Here is a 26,920-nt window from a genome sequence, read left to right on the forward strand (position 1 = left end):
AGAAAAATGAACGAAAAAACAAACAACGAAAATAATAATAATAAAAACTCTAATAAAACTAAAGATTTAATCAAAAAAAATAAATTAGATTCAGAACCACAAAATCAAAATAGTAATCTCGGTGAAGGTTCTAAAAGTTATCATGAAGAAGCAGATATTTATGAACGTTTTAGTCAAGTTGAAGATTCTCCTAAAAAAATTCTAAACTTCTTAAAACCACTAATTGAAGGTAAAAAAGTTCTAGATCTTGGTTGTGGTACTGGAAAATTCATGATTGATTTAGCGCACGTTTCAAAAGAATATGTGGGACTTGATATTTCAAAAGATCAATTAAACATTGCAAAAAATAAACTTATTAAAAATAACATAAATAACGTAAAATTAATTCAATCATCTGCGGAAAATATACCTCTTGAATCTAATCAATTTGACGTAATTATTTCAACGTGGGTTTTAGGCACAATTCAAGATGAATCTCGTCGAGAAAAAGCAGTTTCAGAGGCGCTGCGTTTGTTGAAAACAGGGGGATCCACCTATTTAGTTGAAAATAACAGCGGAGGGGACTTTGAAGTAATAAGAAATAGATTCCCAAATAAAGAAAGAACAGAAAAATATAATTCATGGTTGTTAAATCATAAATTTATTGTTGAAATTGAGTTTAATACCTATTTTGAGTTTAATAATTTAATTGAAGCTCAAAAGATTTTTGAACATATTTGGGGTAAAACTGCTATGTCCAAAATTAAATCAAATAGAATTAAACAAAAAATAATAATTTTTAAACAAGAAAAAAAATAAAACTAATTTTTTATTTCATCCCAGTATATTTATGTAATCCTTCCAAAGAATCAATTCTTTTTTTTGCAGGAAGGGCTAATTGAAATTTTTTCCAAAAAACTTGTTTGATCCATTCAACCCACTCAGGATCATAAATAGAATAATAAACTCCCAAAATCTTTTTATCTTCTCCTTTTTTCCCTGCAGGTACTTTTATTTCAGAAAATTTTGCAATTTTTCCATCAATAATGTATGCGCGCAAAGGAGTTATTTCGTGTTTTACTTGAACCATTTCTTTACCCATTTGAATATTGATTGCAAGTATATCTCTTAAATTTTTCAAATCAAGTAATGCCACATTAGTAATTATTTTAAAAATTACTCCTCGCTTCACTGCATCGCGAACAGAATCAAGTAATGTTCGTCCATCATGTTTTAAGTGAATCCAAGAATTGTTTCCAGAAAACGCTAATACTTCTTCTTCTGCATTATCTATCAAGGGAAATAATGTTTCTGCATTGTATTGATAATTAGGAGTTATTTCTTCAAAATATCCATCTCTTTTTTCAGGATCTACATATTGATAAATTTCTATTGGAGAAAAATCATTTTTTTCTATTCCTTTTTCCATTTGAGCAAAAAGTTTTTCTTGTATATCCGTTGCATAAATTTTTTCGAGATTATTCCAAAAAACAATTTTAAGTGCGCCTCTTGATCCTTCTCTAAATACTCGCATTTGTATGTGACCAGTTCTTTTACTTATTTCTTCAATATACCGATCAGCAGTTCTCCAGTTTTTCCCAAGCATTTGAGCAATTTCATTTACTGCTCTGGGTTTTGCATAAACAAACGCTTTGATTTTATCTATAGTTTTATTATCAAGGACCATTTAAAACACCTCAGTTAATGCATTTCAAGCACTGTTTATATATAAATCTTTCTTTAATACAACTACATAACTAATTCTTAACCAATAAATATTAACATAAATACAACTATACTAACATAACATGAACAAAAAATCACAAAGTAAAAGAACTTACTTAGGAGTGGTAAAAAACGTTAAGTTTATAAATAGAAGATCACTGGAGGAATATAAGATGGCATTACAAGAAATAATTCAATCACAATCAAAATTAGTTAAAAGCTACGCACATAAATTAGGTGCAGCTCACAAAAACGGATATGATTTAGCGCAAGAGCTTTTCAAACCATACACTGAGGAACTTGCAACAAGAGTAGAAGATCAACTTGCACAAAAAAAAGAATCAGGAGAATGGACTGCATTAATTGACGCAGCAAATGCAGATTTAACCGCTTGGAAAGAAGAATCTGGAAGAATTCAAAGATATACTCCCGAAGAACTTGCACAAGCAAGATTACAAAAAGAAGTTGCAAACGAATACTCAACTGAAAAAAGTGGAGAACTAGCACTAGTAAATCAATTTCATCAAGCAATTATTTCTTATGCAATTCAAAATTTAGGTGTTGCAACAGAATTAATCAAAGAAGGAAAATCTAAAAGAAAGTTTGCAATTGTTGAATTAATTTCAAGACTTGCACCCTCACTTAATTTTCCAGGATCATCAAGTTATTTAACCGGCGCATTTGTTCCTTATGCAAGAGAAGCAAGAACTGTTTTAGGAGAATCAACACCTACTGGATCTTATGTTCAACCAAGCGTTGCAGTTGAAAGCGCACATAATTTAATTCTTCAATTTGAAGTTAGTTATGCTCTAGCAGAAACTAGTGCAGCACCGCGTTCTGATGTTCCAAAATCAAAAAGATTACCTGAAGTTCACATTTGTAGTGTTGCTAATGGAACTAATGACCCGGAAGCTCAAGCCATGCAAACTCAAAAACATGAAATTCCAACTCACTTTAGAGAAGAATTCGACTCTGCAGTAAGAGAATTAATGTTCAAAGAATTAGTTTCAATGTATCAAATTGAATTAAATGTTGATTAAAAATGGCAAATCGAAAAAAAGTTTATGATTCCAGGGGACATGATAATCCAGGAAATGGCGTTGGAGTTATAATTCCAAATCCAAATAATCCTGATGAAATTGTTATGACTCTTAGAACTGCAGAAACAACAAATAGTGCAGGAATGTGGGAACTTCCAGGAGGAAAACAAGATCTTTTTGAAACAATATATCAAGCAGGATCTCGCGAAACATTTGATGAAGTAGGTTTAGAAGTTTGCATAAAAGGTTGCATAGATATTTGCGATTTACGAATTGAAGGACAACATTGGATGAACTATACTGTTGTTGCAGAAGTTAAAGGTGGAGAATTAACTAATAAAGAAGACTTAAAATTTGATGAAGTAAGATATATGAATATTCACGAACTTCCAGAAAATACTGCTCTCCTTGCAATCAGAGGAATCAGAAATTATATTACAAAAAGACAACATTTAGAATATATTTTAATTGAAACAGTTGTTCAAGATTAATAAAAAAAAAATAAAAAATAAAACAGACCCAAAATGAGACTATCAAAAACAGATGTATTAAGATCAATAAAAAGGTACAACCAAGAAGTTAGGTTAAAAGAACTTAGTGCACAAGGAATTCATAAACTTGTACTTACTACAGAACCTGATCGAGAACGAGATGAAGTTGGAAAAGTAGTTATTGCTTTCGGTTCATACGATCCATTAACTATAGGGCATGTTAATTTATTTCTAAGTGGTCTCGACGCAGTAGAAGATAAAGAAGCCACTCGCGGATCTGAATCATTAGATGAATTAGTTATTGCAACGAGTACATCACATATAGATAAACAAATCAATTTAATGCGAAATTCAACAATTTCTGATAGAGTTCATGCACAAGAAGGTTTTGCTGATGCACTCGATAATGTTAGTTTAGCATTTACAAACACTCCTTTTTTCATAGATTTAATCCCATTATTTGAACAAAAATATGGAAAAGATGTTGATCTTTATTTTTTAGTGGGAGCAGATGTTATGGAAAAAATTGTTGATCCAAAATCATACGAACGCCACGACAAATCTATTGATGAAGTTTTACCCTCATTATTTAGACATAATTTTATTGTTTGTGAACGTCAAGTTCAATACAAAAATGAAGAAGGAGAAGTAACATCTGAAAGATATCTTAACCGAGATCTTATTCTTGCAGAACATCCGGAAATATCTAAATATACAAAAAAAATGCTTCCAGTAGATCTTAGAGATAATGAATACCCTGACTTAGAAATTTCTATTTTGGAAGTGAGTTCGTCACTTGTTAGAAAATTAAGGGGAAACGGAAATGAAACTCAATCAGATGAAAATTCTGCTCCTTGGAAAAAATTAGAAGCAGTAGGAATTAGTGATTTTGTAGATAAACGTTCATTGTATATGAGAGGAAGTGAAAAATACAAAGCAATTGTGGCCTTAACTCGTGCGTATGCAGATCATTTTAGACCTAAAGGAGTTCAACCATTACAATATATTAATGCATTAATGCAAGATCTAAGACACGCAGACGAAGATAGCGAATTTAGAGATCATGTTATCAGAAGTTATGACGCAGGAATTCCATTAGTTAAAAAATAAACCTCTCAATAAACATCATCACAACTAATAAACTCAAGATCAAAATTTATGTTTTTCTTATTTTATTATTATTTTTTCTTTTTTTCTGAACAACAAATCCAATAAAACTACCCGCTCCAAAATAAATTACTGCTAAAATAAAAACTAACAATAGAGTTCCCACAACTTCAACTTTTTCTACGCAAGAGTATTTAGGCTCATAAGACAAACCTGTACAACAACCTTTAGCATTTGTTTCTTTTGTAACCCATTCAACACAATCAGGAACTTGTTCTCTTGTCCAACTATAACAAAATGGTTCAGTTTGGGCGCAAAATGTTTTAGTTAAACTTGATCCTTCAATAATAAAATGAGAAAGTAATGGGAATAAATGACCCGTAACTCCCGGCAATATTAAAGTTGAGTCAGGCATTTGATCAGGATAAATTTCAATCAATACAGGATAATATGCGAATAAATAAAAAAAATATAATAATGCACAAATTCCAACCGCAATAAGTCCATATTTTAACCAAAGTTTACCTGATACGTATTTTAACCAAAAATTTTTAGCTAAATATTTTATAACTCCCATAATCGAACATAAATCATATCCAATTTAAATATGTTATGCAATGAAAATTTAATTAAGTATTGGTAACAAATATTTCAAAACAATTAAATACCATAACTCACACATACATCACATGACAATTTGTCCCAAGTGCAAATCAAAAAATGTAAAAATTATAATTTATTGTGAAACTAATTGCATGATTTGTAATGATTATGGTTACGATACCCGTAATGAATTAGATATAACCCCTGAACAAAAATCAAATCAAAAAGTTAAATCTCAATTTTCACCTTACAAAACTGGCGGAAAAAATAGAACTAACTAATAAACCAACAACCTAAGCAATATACCCCCCATCCTAATTCTAACAATCCAACACACCAAATTAACACATTCTCATTATATTCTATAACCATTTTGCCTAAAATATTCTATATTATAAACAGAAAGTTTTTAATAGAAGTAATTTTCTAATTAATTTAAATTAACTAATCGTTTATTAAACAGTTATTAAAAGAAGTGATTAAATGAAACAACTTAGCTGGCTCATGGGAGGCCCTGCAGGTGCAGGCATTAAAATTTCAGGACTTATTCTTAGTAAAACATTCTCCAGACTAGGCCTAAATGTATTTGGTTATACAGAATATCCTTCCCTTGCAAGAGGAGGTCATAACACTTTTGCAATTAATGCTAGTCCTACTGCTAAAAGTGTAAAAAAAGAAATTGATATTCTTATTGCTCTTGATAAAAAAACTATGGAGTATCACAAAAATGAATTAAAAGAAACCGGATTAGTAATTTATGATTCAGATACTATTGAACTAGAAACTCCTTCTGCAAATTATATTGGAGTTCCATTTGATTCTATTGCGAAAGAATGCGGAACAGTTCTTGCAAAAAATACTGTAGCTTTAGGCGCAACAATTGCATTAATAAGAATTCCTTTTGAAAATCTTTCTGCAGCAATTACTTCAGAATTTAGTCATAAAGAAAAAGTTATTCAAGTAAACATTGATGCAGCTCAAAAAGGATTTGATTTTATTAAAGATAAAGCAATTCAATTAGATCAATTAGAATATCCCTCTAATCCAACAAAAAAAATGCTTATGACTGGAAATGATGCAATTGCAGTTGGAGCAATTCAAGCAGGATGTAAATTTTATTCAGCATATCCTATGACTCCTGCATCAAACATATTACATTATTTAGCAAATAAAGCAAGAGATTTTGATATTATTGTTAAACAAACAGAGGATGAAATAGCATCAATTAATGTGGCTATCGGATCATCATTTGCAGGAGTAAGATCTATGACTGCAACATCGGGAGGTGGTTTTTGTTTAATGACTGAAGGTTTAGGCCTTGCAGCAGTAACTGAAACTCCATTAGTAATTGTTAATGGTATGCGCCCAGGTCCAAGTACTGGAGTTCCTACATGGACCGAACAAAGCGATCTTGATTTTGTTCGTCATGCATCACACGGAGAATTTCCTCGAGTAGTTATTGCTCCAGGAGATATTGAAGAAAGTTTTTATGAAACAGTAAATGCATTTAATATTGCAGATATTTATCAATTACCAGTTATTATTCTTACAGATAAACTTGTTTGTGAAAGTCATTTAACTTCTAAAGATTTTGATTTATCTAAAACTAGCATTAATAGAGGACTACTTGAATCTGATTTATCAAATTATGATACTGCACACATTGGTAAACGACATTTATTTACTGAAACTGGAGTTTCTCCTCGATGGAATCCAGGAACTAAAGGTGGAATGTTTACGACTGCAGGCAACGAACATGATGAATTCGGCCAAGTTGATGATACAACAGATAATAGAATTAAAATGATGGATAAACGATTTAAAAAACTTAAATCTTTAGAAAACATTATTCCTCTGCCACAAATATATGGCGATTCCGATGCAGTTATTAGTTTAGTTTGTTGGGGCAGTGGAAAATTAAGTTGTTTAGATGCATTAGAACTTTTAGAAAAAGAAGGAATATCAGCAAATATTATTCATTTCAAATACTTAATTCCTTTTCCAAATAAAGAAAAAACAATTAATTTACTAAATAATCAAAAACAATTATTATTAATTGAAAATAATTTTACTGCACAATTAGGATCATTAATTAAAGAAAATTTATTACTAGACATACCAAATAAATTATTAAAGTATGATGGAAGACCATTTTACCCGTCAGAAATTGTAAAAAAGGTTAAAGAATTAACTAAAATTAATCCTAAATCTTTAGACAACTTTCAAGATCCAAAAAACTCAGAGGAGGAACATACAAAATGAGCGAATTATCAGATTATAATTCAGAATGTAGTCCTCATTGGTGTCCCGGCTGCGGTAATTTTGGAGTTTTAATTAGTTTAAAACGAGCACTAGTTAATCTTTCTCTTGAACCTCATAATGTTTTTATTACATCTGGAATTGGTTGTAGTAGTAAAGCACCTCACTGGATTAAAACATATGGTTTTCATGGAGTTCATGGAAGATCACTACCAGTTGCAACAGGTGCAAAACTTGCAAATCATGATCTCACAGTTATTGCTGAAGGAGGAGATGGTGACGGTTATGGTATAGGACTTAACCATTTTGTTCAAAGTTGTCGTCGTAATGTTAATATTAATTATTTTGTTCACAATAATATGATTTATGGTTTGACTACTGGACAAACTTCTCCAACATCTGATGAAGGTATGAAAACAAAATCTACTCCGTTTGGTAATCCTGAACCAGCAATAAATCCATTAGCAGTTGCAATTGCGTCAGGTGCAACTTTTGTTGCAAGAGGTTTTGCAGGAAATCCTAGTCAGCTTCAATCATTAATGGAACAAGCAATAAAACATAAAGGATTTGCATTCATAGATATTCTTCAACCATGCATTGCATTCAATAAACTTAACACATTTAAATGGTATAAAGAAAGATGTTATACGCTAGAAGATCATGATCCAAAAAATAAAGAACTTGCAATAAAACTAGCGCTTGAATGGAGCGGTGAAGATAATAAAATTGCAACAGGACTTTTTTATCAAGAAGAAAAAAGAACATATGAAGATCATTTACCTCAAATAAAAGATACTCCTCTAGTAAATCAACCAGTAAATCCAGATATTTCTAAAATTTTAGAAGAATTTAGATAATAAGTTAATTATTCTTTTTTCTTATGACTCAACATACTAATATTTATTAATAAACTTGATTTAATATAATTTATGACTTTATTTAAACCAAATAAACTTCTTTTTGGAACTGCAGGAATACCTCATTCTACAATCAAACCAACAACAATTAATGGAATTAAAAGAGTTCGGGAATTAGGTCTTGATTGTATGGAACTCGAATTTGTAAGACGTGTAAACATTAGTTTAGAAAAAGCACCAGAATTAAAAGAAGTTGCATTAAAAAATAATGTGGAACTTACGTGTCACGGCCAATATTATATTAACTTACATAGTTTAGAAAAAGAAAAAATTGAGGCATCAATTCAACGAGTTTTAAACGCTGCAAGAAGTGCTTGGTTTAGTGGCGGACACAGCGTTACTTTTCACGCAGCATATTACATGAAACAAGATCCTAAAAAAGTTTACGAAGTTGTTAAAGAAAAAATAAAACAAATTGTAAAAACATTGCAAGATGAAAGTATTCCTATTTGGATTCGTCCAGAAACAACTGGTAAAGGAACTCAATGGGGAACGTATCAAGAAATAACAAAACTTTCTGAAGAAATCGAACAAGTATTACCTTGTATTGATTTTAGTCATGTTCATGCAAGAATTGCAGGACCTGAAGAAAATTCAAAACGTTACAATAATTATGAAGAGTTTTCTAAAATTCTTACGCATGTTGAATCAAAACTTGGAAGAACAGCTTTAGATAATATGCATATTCACGTCTCAGGAATTAATTATGGCCCTAAAGGGGAACGTAACCATTTAATTTTAAAAGAAAGTGATTTGAAATATCAAGAACTTATGAAATCTTTTAAAGATTTTAATCTTAAAGGGTGCGTTATTTGTGAAAGTCCAAATATTGAGGAAGACGCATTACTTCTTCAAAAAACATACAATGAACTAAAACTATAATTTACTAAAATGTATATAAAAATTAAAAAAATCTAATTTCAAACGAAACATTTAAATCTTTTATAAATACTTAATATAAAATATAAATAATATTTTTACATTTTAAACTTAATAATTCAAAAAAAAGAGGTGTTTATCATGGCTACAAAAAATTCTACTAAAAGTACAACTAAATCAAAAACTTTCACTGCTCAACATAAGAAATTAGTTGATTCGCTAAATCCTAAACAAAAAGCTTATGTTAATTTAAAATTAAAAAATCCACAGAATGGAGAATATCTTCTAAGTGTGTTTCATTTAATTCCTGGAAAAAAACACAATATTTTACAAGCAGCATCAGAAGTTGCAGCAGAGTCTTCAACCGGAACAAATTTTAGAGTTCAAACAGAGACTCCATTTTCTCGCACAATGAATGCATTAGTTTACCAAGTAGATTTAAAACGAAATCTTGTATGGATTGCATATCCGTGGAGATTATTTGATAGAAATGGTAATGTTCAAAATATTTTAACATATGTTGTAGGCAATGTTTTAGGAATGAGTGATGTTGATGCACTTAAACTTCTTGACGTATGGTTCCCTCCTGCAATGCTTGAACAATATGATGGTCCTAGTTATACTATTGATGATATGAGAAAATACTTAGATGTTTATGATCGTCCAATTTTAGGAACTATTGTTAAACCAAAAATGGGATTAACTTCTGCAGAATATGCAGAAGTATGTTATGATTTCTGGGTTGGTGGAGGAGATTTTGTTAAAAACGATGAACCTCAAGCAGACCAAGACTTTTGCCCATATGATAAAATGGTAAAACATGTTAAAGAAGCAATGGATAAAGCAGTTAAAACTACTAAAAGAAAAAAAGTTCATTCATTTAATGTTTCATCTGCCGATTTTGATACTATGATCAAACGTTGTGAAATGGTTTGTAATGCAGGATTTGAACCTGGAAGTTATGCATTTTTAATTGATGGAATTACTGCAGGGTGGATGGCAGTTCAAACACTTCGTAGAAGATATCCTAATGTATTTATTCATTTTCATAGAGCCGCGCATGGAGCATTTACTCGGCCAGAAAATCCAATGGGTTTTACTGTTTTAGTTCTATCAAAGTTTGCTCGTCTTGCAGGCGCATCAGGAATTCATACTGGAACTGCAGGAGTAGGTAAAATGAAAGGAACTCCTAAAGAAGATATAATTGCAGCACATGTAATTCAACATTTTAAAGATAATGGCCACTTTTTCACGCAAGCTTGGAGTAAAATTCCAGGAAAAGATAAAGATGCAATTCAGTTGACCCATAAAGATATTGCACATCAAGTTATTTTAGAGGATGATAGTTGGAGAGGTATGAAAAAATGTGCACCAATTGTTTCAGGAGGACTAAATCCAACGCTACTAAAACCATTTATTGATATTATGGGTAATGTTGATTTTATTACAACTATGGGTGCTGGTTGTCATGCACATCCTAAAGGAACAAAAGCTGGAGCTGCAGCACTCGTTCAATCATGTGATGCGTATAAACAAGGAATAAGCATTCACACATATGCAAAAAAACATAAAGAACTCAAACAAGCAATTGACTTTTTTGAAAAGAAGAAAACAGATCATGTTAAATTAGTAAAAAAAGCGCATAATACTGAAAAAAATTAATTTATTTCTTTTTTTATTATTTTATATTTATTTTAAACATTCCGTAAATTTTACAATAATTCTCATGTTTTTGCATCAATTACCAAAATAACCAGGAGTTAATTTTATAAAACCCAGCTCCATTTCTAACATTTATGGTTTCAAGAGCTGAAAAAAACAAAATGATGAAATTTATGGTTCACAGACTCGAAGAGTCAGGATTATACGTAATTATGAATCAAGATCATGAACATTTAGTTGTTCGCGAAAAACCAGAGGAAGTAGAAACTCCTAAAACAATTTATGTTGTAGGTCATAATCGCAGAAGAACTTCAGATGAACTTGCAACACTTCAAGGAACTAATAGAAGTCAAGGAGTTTATACTGCTCACGTATTTCATAAAAAAACAGTCCATACAGATCCAAAAAAAGATTTCTTTATTCGATTAATGGATGTTTCGGCTGCAAGATATGATAAAAGTTTGAAAAATTATACTTGGGATGCAATTCAAGCAATGCTTTATCTAAGAGGTTTAGAAAAAGATGTAGGTCAAGCATATCTTCAAATGCTTAATTATTATCAACCAGAAACTGCAAGATTAGATGAATCAGTTAGAGTTTTTAAATTAGATCCAGTAAATCTGGATTATAGTCATCTTGACGGCAAAACAAGAATTGATAATCTTGGACGAGAAGTTCCAGTATTTAGACCTCAAGATGGTCCATCTATTGATTACAAACTACCTAATGAAACAATTGATCATCGAGTTATAAGTACTTCTCCTGCAAAATTAGTAATTCTAAAACCTGAGCACCAACCAGATCATCGTTATCGTGCTTGGATGGTTCGTGTTAAAAATTAAAAAAAACAGAAAAACAACAAAAATATTAAAAATCAAAAAAAAAACATAAATCAAAAAACATGAAATATAATAAAAAAAATAATTAAATAATTTTTTTAAATTTTTTCCCATAAATTAATTTTATTTTAAAAACTCGTCTAAAACTTTAATTAAATTAAATTCCCCTTTTTCGAAAAGATCATAGCGAATTCTAGTTGCAGGTTTGGATACGCTCATTAATTTTTTCAAATCAAATGGAGTTCCAATAACTACTCCCTCACAATTTGCGCGATCAATGGCATCAGTTAATTCTTTTATTTGTTTATCACTATAACCCATTGCAGGAATTATTTGACTTAATCCAAATTTTTCCATAGTGTGTTTTAATTCTCCTGAAACAAATTCGATAGGATTTATTATTTCACAATTATATTTTTGTGCTGCAACAAATCCTGCACCAATTTTCATTCCTCCATGAGTGAGTGTTGGTCCATCTTCTATAATTAAAACTTTTTTTCCTTCAATAAGTTCTGGTTCTTCAGCTCTAACTGTGGAATCTGCATGCATTATTTTTGCAGTTGGATTAACTAATTTAACATTATCTTCAACAATTTTTATTTGCCCATCTTCTGCTGTATCTTCTTTGTTAATTAAAACAATATCAGCCATCCTAAGATTTGTTTCACCAGGATAATACGATAATTCATGACCTGGCCTATGAGGATCTGCAACAGTTATGAACAAATCAGGTTTGAAAAATGGAGTATCATTATTCCCCCCATCCCATAAAACTACATCTGCTTCTTGTTCTGCTTGTCGAAGTATTTTTTCATAATCGACGCCCGCATAAACTATAATTCCTTGTTCAACTAAAGGTTCATATTCTTCTCTTTCTTCAATAGTACATTCGTGTTTTTCAAAATCTTCATAATTTTCAAATCTTTGTACTGCTTGTTTTACAAGATCCCCATATGGCATAGGATGTCGTACTGCAACAACTTTTTTTCCTTTAGAAATTAAAATATCACATATCTTTCTTGTTGTTTGACTTTTACCACATCCTGTCCGAGTAGCACAAACAGCAATCACAGGTTTAATACTTTTAAGCATGGTATGAGTTCCAATTAATTTAAAATCTGCACCAAGTGCATTTGCTTGACTTGCTTTATGCATGACGTATTCGTGAGGAACATCAGAGTATGAAAAAGTAATTTCTAAAACATTTTCTTTTTTTGCAAACTCTGCTAATTTTTCTTCGGCAATAATTGGAATTCCTTCAGGATATAATTGCCCTGCAAGCTCAGCAGGATATTTTTTATCTTCAATTCCAGGTATTTGCGTTGCAGTAAAACAAACTACATTATAATTTTCATTATCCCTATAATACGTATTAAAGTTATGAAAATCTCTTCCTGCAGCACCCATAATAATTACATTTTTCTTATCCATAGATATCACCTTTTTAATTAATTTTAGATTATGATTATTTTTACTTAATTTATGATTATTTTTTTATTAATGTATTAATTAAAAAAACTGTTGTGTAATATTTACAATATTTTGTAATTGGACATAAATCACATTTTGGCCCGATGGGTTTACAAATATTTTGTCCAAATGTGACAAGCGCACTACCAAATTCAATCCATTTTGATTTTGGAATAATTTTTATGAGTTCAGTTTCAGTTTCTTCAGGAACATTAGTATTTACGAGACCTATGCGATTTGGAATTCGATGGCAATGAGTATCAACTGCAAATGCAGCAATATCATAACCATGAGATAACACAATATTTGCAGTTTTTCTCCCAACACCCTTAAAATTCAATAACTCAGTCAAAGAATCAGGAACTATAGAATCATAATTATCAATTAATTCTTGAGAAATATTTTTAATACGTTGAGATTTTGTTTTATAAAAACCCACAGGATAAATTATTTTTTCTATTTGACTAAGATTTAATTTTACTAAGTCTTTTGGTTTTTTAATTTTTAAAAATAACTTGGCAGTTGCTTTTTCTGTTATTTCATCTTTAGTTCTTAAACTAAGCAAACAACTTATTAAAACTTTATACGGATCTCGTTTTGATTTTTCTAAACTTAGTTGATCCATAAGTGGCCTATTAAATTGCAGTATTTTTTTAGAAATCAGTTTAATTATTTGAGTTATTTCTTTTTTTGTTAATTTATTTTTAGTCAATTCTAAGTTATCTCTTTTTTTAATCATAAAAAACCCCTAAAACCTTAGTAAAAAACACATAATAAATAGGAAATAGTTACTTATTTTAATTGTTTGGGTAATTTTATTAAAAAAATTTATTAACTATTAGCACATTTAACAAAATAATGATTAAAGGAATTTTATTTGATATGGATGGAGTAGTAGCAGATACTGAATATCTTCATTACAAAAGTTATATTGAAGCACTAAAACCCTATGGAGTATTTATTGAAGAACAAGATTATTATGATTTTTGGACAACTAAAGGTGGCAGGTTTACTGAATACATTAAAATTCATAATTTAGAAGCAAAAGGTATCGAATATGAAAAAATCATCAAAGTAAAACGAGAATTATTTAAAAAATTTGTTAATACTGAGATGGTTATTGATCAGAAAAGAATTACTGCAATAAAACTTTTAGCTCAAAATTTTCCGCTAGCACTAGTAACTGGTTCAAGCACAAATCAAGCAAAACAAATTCTAAAACTAACGAATCTAACAAATTGTTTTAAGTTTATTATTGGAGGGGAAATGCATTCTAAACATAAACCAGATCCCGAATGTTTTTTAATGGCTAGTAAAAAACTAAATATTCTTCCAACAAATCTAGTTGTAATTGAGGATGCGCAAAAAGGAATTATTGCAGCTGCAAACGGAGGCATGAAAAGTATAGCAATACCAACAAAAGCGACCAAAAATGATGATTTTTCACTTGCAACAAAAATTGTATCCCATTTATCCGAAATAACCCCTGAATTTTTAAATAAATTATAGCCCCAAACAGCACAAAAACACCACTCAATAGTGATTACAAAAACGAAACATTTATAAATAATCTAAACGACTTCTCGCAGGACACCTTATATTTATTAAGAAACAACAATATAAGGCGCACAACTCAAAAATATCCTGTGAAAAAAATGAGTGAAAAGAATCCTTCTCCAAAACAAAAACGTAACCTAACTAGGAGAATTATCAATTTAAATAATATAATTTTCAATCACCCTTGGTTATACACCATAACCTATGCAGGGATGGGCACTGCAATAACTGCTCAAAACCCAGCTAGCTATGAAATTGGAGCAGGATTTTTAGGTGCAGGATTATTAGGTGACATGGTTAGACGCGGAGTTAATTGGGCATCAAACAGAAAATGGCACAATGAACTATCAAATATTAGCAAAGTAATGGGCCTAGATTGTTTTGATGACATAGTAAAACAAATAAAAACAGAAAACAATTACCGCGGCAAATTTGTCAAATTAGAAGTTAGAGGAAGACAAGAAGGAACTGGATTATTCAGAGGCGGCTATTTTACAAAATTAGATTTATTATTTGGAGATGGAAATAGAAAAAAATTAATTTACAAATATAATGATAAACCAAATTTAAACGTGGGCGGCACAGTAACTACTTACTTAAGAGAACTCGGACACAAATTTGTTCCAAAAAGATATGCGCACGAATTATTTGCTGCAAAAAAATTAGGTGCTGCAGGACGACAATTAAGTCGAGGTCAACTTTATGAATATATTGAAGGCGACACACTAGAAAATTTAGTAATAAAAGGTGAAAAACCAACTCAAGAAAAATCACAATTAGAAATGGCACAAGTAGCAAGACTTTTTAAAAATATGTTTAGTATTTATTCTCATAAAACAACCAATCAATTAAAATCTGGTGAGCAATTCATGCCCTACCCTGCACAAGATTTAGATTCAACCACAGGAGCAAGTAGTTTTAATCAATCAGAACATAGATTCCATCAAAAACTTTTAAGTTCAATTGATGATTCAGATTTACATAAAATTCTTTCAACCACATACAATCAAGCAACACAAGATCAGAATTTATGTTTAATTCACGGAGATTTACATCAAGGAAATTTAATTGATACAGGCGAATCTCTCGATTTAAGAATAATCGATTGGGACAGCGCACAATTAGGAATTCCTTATCAAGATTTTATTCATTTTGCAACAATTACTGACTTGGAAAAAGAACCTAGTTTTGAAGCAGCACGTGCTCAAATAATTGCAGCTCAAGAAAAAATTATTGGACCAGTTAAACCTGAATATCTCAAATTAATTGAATTCGAAACATATTTTAGTCTACTTAACAGATATTTTTCGACAATGGAGCAAGGCCAAATTAGAGAAGAATTCTGGCCCAATTTACTTAATTCTTGCGCATATTTGCTAAACAAAGCAAAACAATCACTAGCAGATTATTCAGAAATTACAAGGACAGATCAACTCGCAGAAGAATTTGCTAAATATAGCGAAAATAGATTTGGTGATTTAAATAATTTAGAACCTGATGAAAAAACTAGTGTTGCATATGCCCACACAACAAATCACCAATATAGAATTGATGCAGATAATATTGCAGAAGAAAATTTTCAAAAACACCTACTAAATGTTGAAAATATAGTTGTTAGTGAAACTAATAATAGAAATATGATGTCAGGTGATGTCGCAATTAATGCAACCTTCATAACTGGTGCAGCACTTGTTGGAAAATATCAAGGAATTGAAATTCCTCCCGAACTAATTGGAATGGGAATTACAGCAGTAGCTTTAGCAGTCGCAATAAACCAACAAGAAAGAATCATAAATGGAATTACGAAATATGCAAGAAAATTAATGAATTAAAATGACCCATATAAAACCAGTTTCAGAAAAAAAAGCAATCATTCTAGATAATGAATGGGTCCTTGTTAAAAATGATTGGAATTTAGTTGCAAGATTATTCTCAGAAACATTTGGCACAAAACCTTTAACTGGAAAACAATTCAAACAAGCATTAAAATTATATGATCAATCTCAAACCAATCCATTATACCAACACAACAGAGGAAATATTAGTTCTGACGAATTTTGGTTACAAGTTCTTAATTATCACAAAATTCCAACAACTAATGAAAATATTGAATTTGCAAAAGGAGTTTTAGAACAATTAACAACCAACGTAGAAGAAACATCTATCGAGGCAGTAAAAAATATATTTGAGTCTCAAAATTATGAATTAATTATGCTTTCAAATTCAACTCCAGATATAAGATGCGGAAACATGAAACGACACAATTATTTTCAGTGGTTCGCCCAAATATATTTTTCATTTGAAACGGGATATAGAAAACCAGAAAAAGGTGCATACGAAAATATTCTTCGCGCACGAGATTTAAAACCACAAAATTGCATATTTGTGGACGATAAAGAAGAAAATTTAGAAGGTGCAAAAGCAGCAGGAATTCATGTTGTAAAATATAAAATTGGAGATAAAAAAACTTTGCAAGAAGTGGTTAATGAAAAACTATGCGAACTTAGTTGGGAACAAATTTAATCAAAATTTAAAAGAAAAAAATTTAAAAGAAATTCTAAAAATATTTATTTACTTAACTTCTTCATCAACAAACCCAAACAATACTGTTGATGCCATCTGTGTTGTTCTAATAACTTCACCAATATGATATAGTGCAACTGCATTAACTCCCGTATTTTCTGCAAGAAGAGGATATAAGTATTCGTTTACTAATTCTTTTTTCTTAACTTGAATATCATGAGCTAAATTTAAATCCCCTTTATAGAATGAATCATAAAACAAACAAAAAAGCTTATTTGCTTGTTCTAATAATTCAATAACTTTTAAATCAAGATTATTATTTTTTTGTTTTTCTAAATACGCACACATGTAATAATATGCGTGATGTATCAAAGATAATTGAGAAATTAAATAATAAAGTAAGTATGAGTCTCTTGACCCTTTTATTTTATTTTTTAAAACTAATCGCCTAATAAAATTAGTATAATTATCTACAAAGTTTTTATTATCTTTTCGTCGCTTTAAATTAAATTTTTTATTTTGTTGTATTTCGCCAAGTATTTCTTCAGCTTCAGTTTTAATTGTTAAAAATAATTTTCTTAAAAGAACATCATATTTTTCAGGAGAGGGTTCTGCAATATTTTCTACAACACAAAAATTTTCATCTTCACGAACAATTTCAAAACCAAGCATTGTATCTCTAACTAATTCTCTAACAATATCTAATTGATCAGTTTTAGAAATTTTTAATCGAATTACATCAAATCCTTTCCTATAGGTTTGATTCAAAACATTCCTTATTGTTCTTTCATTATAGTCAAATAAATCAACAAATACTTCAGTTCTAGGAGATATTTTGTTCGTACTAATTATTAATGAATCATCTTTTTGTTGCATTTCAAGATAATCTCCTTTTTCCAAATTATATTCCCTAATCCACTTACTTGGCAGACTAGTTACATACGTTGCTTGACCGAGTTTGATAATTTTTCGTTTCATAAGAAAGTAGCATCACACCCCAAATATATAAATGTTTCTAAAAAGTATAATAATATAAGGTACATTATATTTCTTAAGAATAAGATATATACTAAAAATATATAAAATATAATAATATCAAACTAAAAATAAACCAAAAAACAAAAAATATATAAATGATGAAATTTTTACTACTACTAAGTAAAATTAATATGGTTTCTTAGTGTGTGAAAATTAATACCCTAAGGAAGGAAAAAATAAAATGACTCAAGAAGCAATAGAACTCGAAGAAGAATTGGATCAATCTTTTGATCACTTAACAAATCCTGGAAAAATGTATTTGCTAGATACAGGTGCAGTGATTAATTTATACCACCAATTCGGATTAAGTGCGTTTGATAAAATGCTATCAACTCCTGAAAGTTGCTACATCCTACCAGATCAAGTAGTTGAAGAATTAGAACATCAATACAATCAAGCTAGATACGCAACACTTTCAGAACCCCAATGTAAATCATTCGGTGTTGATCTTGGAACAAGAAAAGTACCTTTTGAATTAATGACTTATCTTTGGACAAAAATAGGCATGAATGAACTTTTACGAGAAAAAGTTGAAGTACCAGAAGGTGCTGCAGATAGACTTAGATCATACCAATCAGAAGGATCCGGGGAGAAAAAAAATACTCGATTAGGTAAAGGAGACATCGGACTCATAATTCTTGCAGAACAAATGGACAATCCAGATGAAACAACAATAATTGTAAGTCCTGACAGCGACATAACTGATGTATTAAAAGCAATGCCAACTACCAGCAATGTCATTCACTTAAAAGAAACATATGCAGATCAAAGTAAATCCTTAGAACATGCAGCGAGCGTATGTGACGTTATTGAATTTTCTCAAAGATTCACCTTATATCCAGGAGTATCAAATACAATATTCAGGCAAGGCCCAGGATATCAATAGATGAAAAATTTTTTATTTTTATGATTTTTAACAAAAATATACACAGATAAAAAATGTCAAATGATCAACTAAAATTTCCAAGGACCCCTCACGTAGATGGACCTATTTCTTACAGAGGAGATTTACAATTATTACATTATGAAACTGACGCAATTCTTGAACAAGACCTAGTAGTACAAGAAAAAGTTGATGGGGCAAATGTAGGAATTTGGTTTGATGAAGAGGCAGATTTAATTCTAAAAAATAGAGGAGGTTTGATCTCATTTGACGATCCTCAATTTAATAAATTACGTAATTGGATGGACATACACACCGAAGAATTATTTGATCTTTTAGGCATTGAACGAGCATTATTTGGAGAGTGGTGTTTTGCACAACATTCAGAATATTATGATCGACTTCCTTCTTATTTTATGGCATTTGACATATTTGATTTTGGTGCAGACCAATTTTTATCTTACAAAAGATTACAACGAGAATTAAAACCCACCGGAATTAAACATCTTCCAGCAATATTTGAAGGAAAATTACCAGAGCCAACACGAGATGAATTAGAAAAATTAATTCAACAATCATCATTTGGCCCAAATCCAATGGAGGGAGTTTACGTTCGCGTCGACTCAAACGGATATAATGAATCAAGATGCAAACTTGTACGTCCAGGATTTTTACAACAAATTGATACCCATTGGAAAAGTTTAAATTTCAAAGCAAATCATTCGCTAGATTATATAGAAACTTATTGGGACAGAGGCTACGAAGGTCCACGAATCGTTGAAACAACACAAGCACCAGAAAAACCACAAGAACCAAAAAAAGAAATCCCAAAACCTCTTGGAAGACCATACATGCAACCAAGAGACTAAAATTAAATCAAAAATAAACAAAATATTAAACAAATAAAAAATTAATAATTAGTTCTAAAAATTATATTTCTCAAAAATAACTTCTAACTAGTCTTACTAAACCCTCCATCACAACTTCATGATGTCCTTCTTTCCAATCAATTCTATATGGAGCATTATTTGCAGTTAATTTAACATGTTTATGATATGCAGGAATAACATCTCGCCTCAATCGTCCAGAAACTTCTTTTAAATCTCTTCCTCTTTCAGCAATATCTCTCTCCATTCGCCTTATAACACATTCTTCTATTGGAGTATCAACAAAGTAAGCATAGTCTGCAAGTTTTACAATTCTCGGATCAAATAATGCATAAATTCCTTCAAGAATTATTAAATCACAAGGTTCAACTTCTAAAACATTATCAGTTCTAGTGTGTTCTTCAAAAGAATAAATTGGCTTATCAATTCTTCGCCCACGTTTCAAATCAGCTAATTGCCTATAAAGTAAATCATAATCAAATATTTTTGGATCATCAAAATTTAACTTACATCGATCTTCAAAAGATAAATGTGAATTATCTGGATACCAATCATCCATACTCAGATGAATCGCTCCAATTTCACGACTAACCTGACCAACTAAATTTTTCGCAATAGTTGTCTTCCCAGAACCAGACGCCCCTCCAATAAGCATTAATAATCTTTTTCTCCCATTACTTGCTTGATCACTCATTTAAATCACCCGAATAAAGAGATAAATAACTAGTATATTAATTTTCGTTGTTTTAAATGCCACACTGGCTCAAGATCCCAATAATATTTATAAATAAGTCAAACACACACATTACTCGTGTGTTGAGAAGTCCGATGAAGACATTTGCAGGGATCTGAGACTTTTTCGTCAATGACTACAATGCTTACCTGAGGGCTTCTCACTTAATTATTTAGCCTAATTTACCTAAAAACTGCCTCAATAACAATCTTATTTATAAAGAGGAATGCATTATTCCCAATTATTAAGATGTAATCATCTTGTTTTATGTTAATATTTACTATAATTCAAGCAGACTATTTCTTACTATATTATTAGGAGAGGATATTATGAGGAATGATTTTAAAAAATCTAGAAGAGACCAAGGGTCTTCAAATTTTGACAGTATGCAAAAATTTAGCAGAAATTTTGATTCACCGAGAGAAATGCATAAAACAACTTGTGCAGATTGTGGTAAAGACTGCGATGTTCCATTCAAACCTACTGAAGGTAGACCAGTTTATTGTAGAGATTGTTTTGCAAAACACAAACCTAAGAGGTTTTAATAAAAATGAGAATTTGTAAATCTTGCAAAGGAACGGATATTAAATCTCGTAAAAATTATTCACATGGCAGTAAATCTAAAGCAATGATTACATATACTTGTAAAAAATGCGGATCTAATAACATCGAAACTAAAGAAGATCCTAGAAATAAACGACGTCAAAGAAAATAATTTAATTTTTTCATTATATTTTTGAATATTAACCAGATTAATTTTAGTATTCAACGATTTTCTTTTTTATTATTACTAATGCATACTTTACTGCACATCACAAATTAACTCATAACTTAGTTCTAAATCCAATTATGTGTAAACCTCAATTAAAAAAAATAGTTCATCCCACCAACAATAATCCCGCAGAAAAATACTACTAACTAGTGATTAAAAACGAAACATTTATAAACTAAACAAGTAGAACTAGCTTCATGGGAACTGAGTTATTAGAATTAGCAAGAAAACTAAGTCAAGCAATTCTTACACAATATATGTTTGCGAATAGAGACGTAAGAACCACTGACTATTTACAGAGTCAACGAGATATAACCCCAATATTAGAAGACGCAGGCTTTGATAGTTTACTTGATCCAAATTTAACCCTAAAATTAATGCAAGAAGGAATTTTTTATCAACCATTAGAAAAACAAGTAGGACACGTAGTTATAATTTCTGCATACTTAGGAACAGTTGAAGAAGTACAAGAAAATTACCACATTTGCAAATTAGATGGAAATTTTAATGGAATTGACTTTTATGATGGACACACAAATAAAGACCCAACAATTATTAAAATTTTGCCACTGCGAATTCTAATTAATAAAACTTCAATCGAACAAGCATTTGAAGGACTAGAACCTCAGAAAGATACAGCCGAATTAACAAAAAAATATATGGGCGAAGTTTTACAAACTCCCGATCTTAGAGTACATCCAGACACACAAAGATTAAAAGATTATTTAAAAAATTGTTAAAGGTCCATTGATTTCTTAATTCGCATCACTTCTTTAAGACTATTTTTAGTTAAACAATCAGTAAGTTTAACCGGTGATTTAAATTTATACCAAGGATATTTTTTTATATCAATTAACGTATGTTCAGCAATCATATTAACAATTTTCACAGCATCATCATGATCTTGAAGTTCTACTAACCTAATTTTATTTAAATTAAATTCTAATATTATCTCATTAAGATCAGGTTCAAAACCACTCTCACTAACTTTTTTAGACACTTTTAAAAAACCAATTCCATTTCCTACTTCACCTCTAAAAGCTAAATCAAGAGTAACCGAAATTTCATCTCTTGGAGCTCCAAACATAAAATTATGTAAAATAGCATATTGAACAAACAAAATTTTAGTGGCATGATAACCAATTTTTTCTGTTTGATGATCTAATTTCTTTTTAAAATGTAAAAGATTCCACTCAACTTCAGATAATTTTTGATTATCCAAAACTTCTTGATTTAACTCAATTTCAAAACATTTCATAAGATTAGATATTTCTTCAATTAATTCACCAACTCCTGGCAAGTATCTAGGTCCCATAACTGAAAGTAAAGCATCTTTAATCTGTTTAAGCTCATATAATTTTCTTGCTTCAGAAACTGAAATGTCTTCTAATTCTTCTTCAAAAGAATGCAACATCCCCAAAACAAACAAATATATTTTTCTGCCAGTTCCATGCGAACACACCAATCCTTTAAGTTGAATTTCACCCATTAACTCATCAAAATCAAAATCAACTTCATTTAATTGATCAATATTTTTAACAAGTCCTAAATCAGAAACAAATTTTTGAAAAAATTTTTCAAAAGATTTTTGCATATGAGCAGATTTCTGAGACTGAGATTTAATATATTCAGCACTTTTTCTTAACGATTTTGTTTCCAAATTTATTTGATCTACAAATTTAATTTCTTGAGGAGAAAAATACCCAAATACTTTTTTAATTTTAAAATACTCAAACAGCTCTGAAAAAAATCCAAATAATTCCAAGGACATTAAATCTCTCAAATCATGTAATTTAGAAAAAATATGTTTGGAATCTTTAATTAAATCAGACACTGATTTTAGATCAAATTTACCTTCAACAGATATATGTCTAAGAACTTGCTTAATTAAATGATCATAATGCATTTCATCTTTTATTAAATCTTTTAACTCAAGATGAATATGATAAACTATTTTCCTAGTATGCAATCTCAACTTAAAACCGACCATATTAATGCAGTAATCAATTTAATTTATATAAATTACTCTAAATCGCAATACATTTTTCTCAATAATTATATAAACTATTTACTCCTAACAACAAACTCATGACTAAACCTAAACTTTTACTCCATATTTGTTGTGCACCTTGTTCTACTACAGTAATCGAACAATTAAAAAAAGAATTTGAATTAACTTTATTTTTCTACAACCCAAATATCCACCCTCAGTTTGAAAAAGATAAACGTTTAGAAGAGTGCGAGAAATTATCTAAACATCATAAAATTCAATTAATTGTTGGAGATTATGATTATAAAAACTGGTTTAATTTTATTAAAGGTTTAGAACAAGAACTTGAAGGTGGCAAACGTTGTGAAAAATGTTTTGAATTTAGATTAAATCTTGCAGCCAAAACTGCCAAAGAATTAAGTTTTGACTCGTTCACAACATCCTTAACTGTATCCCCTCACAAAAATTCTAAAACAATCCATAAAATCGGAAAAAATTCTTCAAAAAAATATGAAATAGATTTCTTTGAAGGCGATTTTAAGAAAAATGAAGGTTATAAAAAAAGTATTGAGTTATCTAAAGAACTTAATCTTTATCGTCAGAAATTTTGTGGTTGTATTTTTTCTTTTGAAGAACACATTGAAAAAAGCTTTGATCATGAATAACCCTCATTCGAAAAAAGCACCAAACAAATTAGAATTTTTCCAACAATCTCCAAGTAAAATATATAAATCTATTAAGCTATTAATACCTCTTGCAAATTATTGATAAAAAAGCACAATGGGCAACCAATTTTGATTGGTTAATTATGTTATTTTGCATTGTTTTATTAACATATATAATTTTAAGAATAGGCGCATTTTAATGGATCCGAAAACCCAAATAAAACATGGAAAGATAATTCAAATAGTTTTTGGAACAATTTTTGTCATACTTGCAATTATTTTTTTTATTCAGATATTTCTTAAATTAACTAATCACAGCCCAACAGAACTTCAAATTTTGTATATTTCACTGGGGGCAATAATTACAACGTTAATAATTATCACAGGCAAATTTTCAGAATTTAAAGGTAGCATGACTCAATTTGCAAAAACATCCGAAAAAGAATTCAAATACATTAGAATAAAATTTAAAAATATTGATACTCACATAGAAAAAAATGCAAAAAAAATTGATAAAAATTCAAAAAAAATCGATGATAACTCAAAAAAAATTGATGAAATTAATAATAAATTAGATCTAGTTCTTAAAAAATTTAAAATCTCAAACTAATCTTTCTTACTAAGCAACATACAATCCCCCAAACTATAAAATCTATAATTTTCTTGTTTTGCGCACTCATATGAATTTAACACATTTTCTCGACCAGCAAATGCACTAACAAGTAAAATTAAAGTTGATTTGGGTAAATGAAAATTGGTTAATAAATAATTAGCTCCGCATTTAAATTTATAACCTGGGTAAATAAAAATATTAGTATATTTACAAGTTGGAATAATCTTACCTTCAGAATCATAATCTGCAGATTCTAGTGCTCTGAGACTAGTTGTTCCAACAACAAATAATCTGCCTTCACGATTATTTATGACATCTGCTGAATGAGAGTTTATTTCAAAATACTCTTCATGCATTTTATGTTCTTTTATATTGCTTCGAACAGACATAAATGTTCCAAAATCAACATGCAAACAAATCTTTACAAGTTTAACTCCTTTATCAACTAATGCAAATAATATTTCATCAGTAAAATGAAGTCCTGCAGTAGGTGCTGCTAATGATTTTTTCTTTCGATCATTTGCATAAGTTGTTTGATAATCTTTTTCTTTTATTGCTTGTTTAATATAAGGTGGAGTTGGAAAAGTTGCAATCTCAGCTAATATTTCTTCAGGCGGTTTATTGAATTCAATTTTAAAAAATCCCTCTTCTGCAAAAATTATTTTACAAACAAGTTCTTTTTCAAAAATACATTCTTGACCAACATGAGGATTCCGAGTTTTAATTCTACATTCATATTTTGTTTGATCAATTTTTTTTGTTAACACAATCTCAGCAGGACTACCAGTTTTTTTGCACCCAACAATTTTTGAATGAACTACCTTGGTTTCATTAAGAACTAAAACATCTCCTGATTTAAATAAATCAATTATATCAAAAAACTTTTTATGAGAATAATTACGATTAGAATCAACAATCATTAGTTTACTGTGATCTCTTGGTTTTGCAGGCTCTTGAGCAATGCATTTTTCAGGCAATTCATAATTAAAATCTTCTAAATTCATTTTTTAAAAATTATTTAACAATAGAACTTTAATATTCTAAAGAAGGTAAATCACCATATATCATTGGCACCAATAATTTTGGACCTCTACTAATTTCAATAACTGTTGAATGATTTTTCAATTCAGCATCTAAAGTATAACGTCCAGGAACAGTAGTTTCAAGTCGCATATGTTGAGCCAATTTTTCAACTCCCCGTTCGAAATTAAAATTATAACGTCCACTCCAACCTTTTAAAAATGTCCAAATAAGTCCACCATAACTTAAATCAGCAGCATAAACGTGTAAATTTCCTGCATCATTTCTCGAAGGTAATCTATAAAACGGCTTTATACCAATAGAATTTATTGCAAGTGAACCTGCACCCAGTGCATTAAATTGAGTATAAGGTAATTCTTCACCATCAATTGTTACTTTTGCATTTTTTGGTCTAAGAAGCGACCTATGAAAATTAGTTCTAGCAGCAAAAGATGTTAATCCTTTTCCAATAATTCTTAATGCTTTAATTACTCCTGGCCTGTCAATTTCATATGCTGTTTGATCAACTAATTTATCTAATCTTTTGGTAACAAATTGAGTTCCAGTAACAAAATCTTCTGCATGTCTTCCAACAAACGATAACATTTGCCAAACAAATTTTGCAGTTTCAACAGAATCACCATTGCCATAATATTTTTCTAAAAAGTTAGTAACTCCTCCATCACCAAATACAAATCCATATTCTTCACCCAAAATTGTTGAAGGATCATTTTTATCATATGTTATTATTTTTAAAGTTTGTAATGGAAATGTTTCAAATGCAACTCCTCTTTCACATGCAAAAACCAATCTTTCAAGATTTTCTTCAGGAGTTCCATTAATTTGAGCAAGTTTTGCAGTAAAATTTATTGTTCCCGCATTTGCAGGATGAACATAAGGAAAATATAATAATTCATCAGAAGATACTCCCTCAGGATATAATGCTTTAACTTCTTTAATCATGGCAGTCATACCAACTTGCGCAGTTCCATCACCACCCATATAGACTACATGTAAAACTCCTTTTTCAATAAATTCCCTCATAACATCAGCCAAATCTTCCGGACGATGCGTTAGCCTAACTAAACCTAAATCACCAACAATTTGCCTAACCGAATGTTCTCGATCGCCATTCCTAATATTAGATTTAGCAAAAGGATTAATTACTACGCCTATAGGGACTCTATTCACCATATTACCCAGAAATAACTATTTATTTTTATATGTTGTGCTTCAAAAATACGTTAAAAAAGCAATTGATATCAATA

Annotated in this window: 29 protein-coding genes; 20 read left to right on the forward strand and 9 right to left on the reverse strand. The window is 30.0% G+C overall.

Annotated features, from left to right (window positions below; translation table 11 throughout):
- The first annotated feature begins 6 nt into the window (after positions 1–6).
- A complete protein-coding gene (locus HN587_03430; protein ID MBT7902890.1) occupies positions 7–798 on the forward strand; it encodes a class I SAM-dependent methyltransferase in 792 nt (263 codons plus the stop codon).
- A 10-nt stretch (positions 799–808) separates the two neighbouring features.
- On the opposite strand, the gene HN587_03435 is transcribed toward HN587_03430, so the two are convergent.
- Positions 809–1,666: a hypothetical protein gene (locus tag HN587_03435; GenBank protein ID MBT7902891.1), complete on the reverse strand. Its 858-nt coding sequence runs from the start codon at positions 1,664–1,666 to the stop codon at positions 809–811.
- Positions 1,667–1,877: 211 nt separating this feature from the next.
- On the opposite strand from HN587_03435, the gene HN587_03440 reads away from it, so the two are divergent.
- Genes HN587_03440 through HN587_03450 form a run of 3 tightly spaced genes read left to right on the forward strand, consistent with a single transcriptional unit; the run spans position 1,878 to position 4,345 of the window.
- The gene (locus HN587_03440) at positions 1,878–2,744 is read left to right on the forward strand and encodes a hypothetical protein (protein MBT7902892.1); all 867 of its coding nucleotides are present in this window, start codon (positions 1,878–1,880) and stop codon (positions 2,742–2,744) included.
- Positions 2,745–2,746: 2 nt separating this feature from the next.
- Complete coding sequence (locus tag HN587_03445; protein ID MBT7902893.1) at positions 2,747–3,235, forward strand: NUDIX hydrolase; 489 nt, start codon at positions 2,747–2,749, stop codon at positions 3,233–3,235.
- 33 nt (positions 3,236–3,268) lie between these two features.
- Entirely contained in the window at positions 3,269–4,345 is a 1,077-nt protein-coding gene (locus HN587_03450) for a hypothetical protein (protein ID MBT7902894.1), read from the forward strand.
- A gap of 46 nt (positions 4,346–4,391) precedes the next feature.
- Here HN587_03450 and HN587_03455 read toward each other — a convergent pair whose 3' ends face one another.
- Positions 4,392–4,919 carry a hypothetical protein gene (locus tag HN587_03455; GenBank protein ID MBT7902895.1) on the reverse strand — a complete coding sequence of 176 codons (528 nt, stop codon included), beginning with the start codon at positions 4,917–4,919 and terminating at the stop codon, positions 4,392–4,394.
- Between the two features lie 112 nt (positions 4,920–5,031).
- Between HN587_03455 and HN587_03460 the strand changes: the two genes are divergently transcribed.
- From HN587_03460 to HN587_03485, 6 genes are all read left to right on the forward strand, one after another.
- Positions 5,032–5,226, forward strand: a complete 195-nt coding sequence (locus HN587_03460) for a hypothetical protein (protein ID MBT7902896.1) — start codon at positions 5,032–5,034, stop codon at positions 5,224–5,226.
- A gap of 202 nt (positions 5,227–5,428) precedes the next feature.
- A complete protein-coding gene (locus HN587_03465) occupies positions 5,429–7,207 on the forward strand; it encodes a 2-oxoacid:acceptor oxidoreductase subunit alpha (protein MBT7902897.1) in 1,779 nt (592 codons plus the stop codon).
- Positions 7,204–8,061: a 2-oxoacid:ferredoxin oxidoreductase subunit beta gene (locus tag HN587_03470; GenBank protein ID MBT7902898.1), complete on the forward strand. Its 858-nt coding sequence runs from the start codon at positions 7,204–7,206 to the stop codon at positions 8,059–8,061. Before HN587_03465 ends, HN587_03470 begins: the two co-directional genes overlap by 4 nt.
- Before the next feature lie 72 nt (positions 8,062–8,133).
- Positions 8,134–9,003 carry a TIM barrel protein gene (locus HN587_03475; protein ID MBT7902899.1) on the forward strand — a complete coding sequence of 290 codons (870 nt, stop codon included), beginning with the start codon at positions 8,134–8,136 and terminating at the stop codon, positions 9,001–9,003.
- 138 nt (positions 9,004–9,141) lie between these two features.
- The gene (locus HN587_03480; GenBank protein ID MBT7902900.1) at positions 9,142–10,662 is read left to right on the forward strand and encodes a ribulose-bisphosphate carboxylase; all 1,521 of its coding nucleotides are present in this window, start codon (positions 9,142–9,144) and stop codon (positions 10,660–10,662) included.
- 134 nt (positions 10,663–10,796) lie between these two features.
- Positions 10,797–11,504, forward strand: a complete 708-nt coding sequence (locus HN587_03485; protein MBT7902901.1) for a hypothetical protein — start codon at positions 10,797–10,799, stop codon at positions 11,502–11,504.
- A 120-nt stretch (positions 11,505–11,624) separates the two neighbouring features.
- On the opposite strand, the gene HN587_03490 is transcribed toward HN587_03485, so the two are convergent.
- Both HN587_03490 and HN587_03495 read right to left on the reverse strand, forming a co-directional pair.
- The gene (locus tag HN587_03490; protein MBT7902902.1) at positions 11,625–12,932 is read right to left on the reverse strand and encodes a GTPase; all 1,308 of its coding nucleotides are present in this window, start codon (positions 12,930–12,932) and stop codon (positions 11,625–11,627) included.
- Between the two features lie 55 nt (positions 12,933–12,987).
- Positions 12,988–13,710 (reverse strand): endonuclease III, encoded by a 723-nt coding sequence (locus HN587_03495; GenBank protein MBT7902903.1) that lies wholly within the window; start codon positions 13,708–13,710, stop codon positions 12,988–12,990.
- 119 nt (positions 13,711–13,829) lie between these two features.
- Here HN587_03495 and HN587_03500 point away from each other — a divergent pair, with 119 nt between their 5' ends.
- The 3 genes from HN587_03500 to HN587_03510 all read left to right on the forward strand — a co-directional run bounded on the left by HN587_03500 (position 13,830) and on the right by HN587_03510 (position 17,051).
- Complete coding sequence (locus HN587_03500; protein ID MBT7902904.1) at positions 13,830–14,480, forward strand: HAD family phosphatase; 651 nt, start codon at positions 13,830–13,832, stop codon at positions 14,478–14,480.
- Positions 14,481–14,626: 146 nt separating this feature from the next.
- Positions 14,627–16,360 carry an aminoglycoside phosphotransferase family protein gene (locus HN587_03505; GenBank protein MBT7902905.1) on the forward strand — a complete coding sequence of 578 codons (1,734 nt, stop codon included), beginning with the start codon at positions 14,627–14,629 and terminating at the stop codon, positions 16,358–16,360.
- A 1-nt stretch (position 16,361) separates the two neighbouring features.
- Positions 16,362–17,051: an HAD-IA family hydrolase gene (locus HN587_03510; protein MBT7902906.1), complete on the forward strand. Its 690-nt coding sequence runs from the start codon at positions 16,362–16,364 to the stop codon at positions 17,049–17,051.
- Positions 17,052–17,099: 48 nt separating this feature from the next.
- Here HN587_03510 and HN587_03515 read toward each other — a convergent pair whose 3' ends face one another.
- Positions 17,100–18,029, reverse strand: coding sequence for a hypothetical protein (locus tag HN587_03515; GenBank protein MBT7902907.1), 930 nt, complete (start codon positions 18,027–18,029; stop codon positions 17,100–17,102).
- Positions 18,030–18,270: 241 nt separating this feature from the next.
- Here HN587_03515 and HN587_03520 point away from each other — a divergent pair, with 241 nt between their 5' ends.
- Positions 18,271–18,975, forward strand: a complete 705-nt coding sequence (locus tag HN587_03520) for a hypothetical protein (GenBank protein MBT7902908.1) — start codon at positions 18,271–18,273, stop codon at positions 18,973–18,975.
- 53 nt (positions 18,976–19,028) lie between these two features.
- Positions 19,029–19,841, forward strand: coding sequence for an RNA ligase family protein (locus HN587_03525; protein MBT7902909.1), 813 nt, complete (start codon positions 19,029–19,031; stop codon positions 19,839–19,841).
- A 70-nt stretch (positions 19,842–19,911) separates the two neighbouring features.
- Here the strand turns inward: HN587_03525 and udk are convergent, their stop codons facing one another.
- A complete protein-coding gene (udk, locus tag HN587_03530; protein ID MBT7902910.1) occupies positions 19,912–20,553 on the reverse strand; it encodes a uridine kinase in 642 nt (213 codons plus the stop codon).
- 425 nt (positions 20,554–20,978) lie between these two features.
- Here udk and HN587_03535 point away from each other — a divergent pair, with 425 nt between their 5' ends.
- The 3 genes from HN587_03535 (at position 20,979) to HN587_03545 (ending at position 22,104) form a co-directional block, all read left to right on the forward strand.
- Entirely contained in the window at positions 20,979–21,137 is a 159-nt protein-coding gene (locus HN587_03535; GenBank protein ID MBT7902911.1) for a DNA-directed RNA polymerase, read from the forward strand.
- A gap of 5 nt (positions 21,138–21,142) precedes the next feature.
- Entirely contained in the window at positions 21,143–21,307 is a 165-nt protein-coding gene (locus HN587_03540) for a hypothetical protein (GenBank protein MBT7902912.1), read from the forward strand.
- Positions 21,308–21,561: 254 nt separating this feature from the next.
- The gene (locus HN587_03545; GenBank protein ID MBT7902913.1) at positions 21,562–22,104 is read left to right on the forward strand and encodes a hypothetical protein; all 543 of its coding nucleotides are present in this window, start codon (positions 21,562–21,564) and stop codon (positions 22,102–22,104) included.
- On the opposite strand, the gene HN587_03550 is transcribed toward HN587_03545, so the two are convergent.
- The gene (locus HN587_03550) at positions 22,101–23,354 is read right to left on the reverse strand and encodes a hypothetical protein (protein MBT7902914.1); all 1,254 of its coding nucleotides are present in this window, start codon (positions 23,352–23,354) and stop codon (positions 22,101–22,103) included. The genes HN587_03545 and HN587_03550 overlap by 4 nt on opposite strands.
- A gap of 98 nt (positions 23,355–23,452) precedes the next feature.
- Between HN587_03550 and HN587_03555 the strand changes: the two genes are divergently transcribed.
- Positions 23,453–24,019 (forward strand): epoxyqueuosine reductase QueH, encoded by a 567-nt coding sequence (locus HN587_03555; protein MBT7902915.1) that lies wholly within the window; start codon positions 23,453–23,455, stop codon positions 24,017–24,019.
- Between the two features lie 199 nt (positions 24,020–24,218).
- Complete coding sequence (locus HN587_03560; protein MBT7902916.1) at positions 24,219–24,629, forward strand: hypothetical protein; 411 nt, start codon at positions 24,219–24,221, stop codon at positions 24,627–24,629.
- Here HN587_03560 and queA read toward each other — a convergent pair.
- Positions 24,626–25,636 (reverse strand): tRNA preQ1(34) S-adenosylmethionine ribosyltransferase-isomerase QueA, encoded by a 1,011-nt coding sequence (queA, locus tag HN587_03565; GenBank protein MBT7902917.1) that lies wholly within the window; start codon positions 25,634–25,636, stop codon positions 24,626–24,628. The genes HN587_03560 and queA overlap by 4 nt on opposite strands.
- Positions 25,637–25,664: 28 nt before the next feature.
- On the reverse strand, positions 25,665–26,846 hold the full coding sequence (locus HN587_03570; GenBank protein ID MBT7902918.1) for a hypothetical protein: 1,182 nt from the start codon (positions 26,844–26,846) through the stop codon (positions 25,665–25,667).
- Positions 26,847–26,920: the final 74 nt, after the last annotated feature.

It is taken from the genome of Candidatus Woesearchaeota archaeon (assembly GCA_018675335.1).
In the GTDB taxonomy this organism is placed as follows: Archaea; Nanobdellota; Nanobdellia; order Woesearchaeales; family UBA11576; genus JABJCP01.

Bases quoted from the DNA above. Each gene is read 5' to 3' on its own strand.
- HN587_03430 (MBT7902890.1), top strand. From the start codon at position 7: ATGAACGAAAAAACAAACAACGAAAATAATAATAATAAAAACTCTAAT.
- HN587_03435 (MBT7902891.1), bottom strand. From the start codon at position 1,666: ATGGTCCTTGATAATAAAACTATAGATAAAATCAAAGCGTTTGTTTAT.
- HN587_03440 (MBT7902892.1), top strand. From the start codon at position 1,878: ATGGCATTACAAGAAATAATTCAATCACAATCAAAATTAGTTAAAAGC.
- HN587_03445 (MBT7902893.1), top strand. From the start codon at position 2,747: ATGGCAAATCGAAAAAAAGTTTATGATTCCAGGGGACATGATAATCCA.
- HN587_03450 (MBT7902894.1), top strand. From the start codon at position 3,269: ATGAGACTATCAAAAACAGATGTATTAAGATCAATAAAAAGGTACAAC.
- HN587_03455 (MBT7902895.1), bottom strand. From the start codon at position 4,919: ATGGGAGTTATAAAATATTTAGCTAAAAATTTTTGGTTAAAATACGTA.
- HN587_03460 (MBT7902896.1), top strand. From the start codon at position 5,032: ATGACAATTTGTCCCAAGTGCAAATCAAAAAATGTAAAAATTATAATT.
- HN587_03465 (MBT7902897.1), top strand. From the start codon at position 5,429: ATGAAACAACTTAGCTGGCTCATGGGAGGCCCTGCAGGTGCAGGCATT.
- HN587_03470 (MBT7902898.1), top strand. From the start codon at position 7,204: ATGAGCGAATTATCAGATTATAATTCAGAATGTAGTCCTCATTGGTGT.
- HN587_03475 (MBT7902899.1), top strand. From the start codon at position 8,134: ATGACTTTATTTAAACCAAATAAACTTCTTTTTGGAACTGCAGGAATA.
- HN587_03480 (MBT7902900.1), top strand. From the start codon at position 9,142: ATGGCTACAAAAAATTCTACTAAAAGTACAACTAAATCAAAAACTTTC.
- HN587_03485 (MBT7902901.1), top strand. From the start codon at position 10,797: ATGGTTTCAAGAGCTGAAAAAAACAAAATGATGAAATTTATGGTTCAC.
- HN587_03490 (MBT7902902.1), bottom strand. From the start codon at position 12,932: ATGGATAAGAAAAATGTAATTATTATGGGTGCTGCAGGAAGAGATTTT.
- HN587_03495 (MBT7902903.1), bottom strand. From the start codon at position 13,710: ATGATTAAAAAAAGAGATAACTTAGAATTGACTAAAAATAAATTAACA.
- HN587_03500 (MBT7902904.1), top strand. From the start codon at position 13,830: ATGATTAAAGGAATTTTATTTGATATGGATGGAGTAGTAGCAGATACT.
- HN587_03505 (MBT7902905.1), top strand. From the start codon at position 14,627: ATGAGTGAAAAGAATCCTTCTCCAAAACAAAAACGTAACCTAACTAGG.
- HN587_03510 (MBT7902906.1), top strand. From the start codon at position 16,362: ATGACCCATATAAAACCAGTTTCAGAAAAAAAAGCAATCATTCTAGAT.
- HN587_03515 (MBT7902907.1), bottom strand. From the start codon at position 18,029: ATGAAACGAAAAATTATCAAACTCGGTCAAGCAACGTATGTAACTAGT.
- HN587_03520 (MBT7902908.1), top strand. From the start codon at position 18,271: ATGACTCAAGAAGCAATAGAACTCGAAGAAGAATTGGATCAATCTTTT.
- HN587_03525 (MBT7902909.1), top strand. From the start codon at position 19,029: ATGTCAAATGATCAACTAAAATTTCCAAGGACCCCTCACGTAGATGGA.
- udk (MBT7902910.1), bottom strand. From the start codon at position 20,553: ATGAGTGATCAAGCAAGTAATGGGAGAAAAAGATTATTAATGCTTATT.
- HN587_03535 (MBT7902911.1), top strand. From the start codon at position 20,979: ATGCAAAAATTTAGCAGAAATTTTGATTCACCGAGAGAAATGCATAAA.
- HN587_03540 (MBT7902912.1), top strand. From the start codon at position 21,143: ATGAGAATTTGTAAATCTTGCAAAGGAACGGATATTAAATCTCGTAAA.
- HN587_03545 (MBT7902913.1), top strand. From the start codon at position 21,562: ATGGGAACTGAGTTATTAGAATTAGCAAGAAAACTAAGTCAAGCAATT.
- HN587_03550 (MBT7902914.1), bottom strand. From the start codon at position 23,354: ATGGTCGGTTTTAAGTTGAGATTGCATACTAGGAAAATAGTTTATCAT.
- HN587_03555 (MBT7902915.1), top strand. From the start codon at position 23,453: ATGACTAAACCTAAACTTTTACTCCATATTTGTTGTGCACCTTGTTCT.
- HN587_03560 (MBT7902916.1), top strand. From the start codon at position 24,219: ATGGATCCGAAAACCCAAATAAAACATGGAAAGATAATTCAAATAGTT.
- queA (MBT7902917.1), bottom strand. From the start codon at position 25,636: ATGAATTTAGAAGATTTTAATTATGAATTGCCTGAAAAATGCATTGCT.
- HN587_03570 (MBT7902918.1), bottom strand. From the start codon at position 26,846: ATGGTGAATAGAGTCCCTATAGGCGTAGTAATTAATCCTTTTGCTAAA.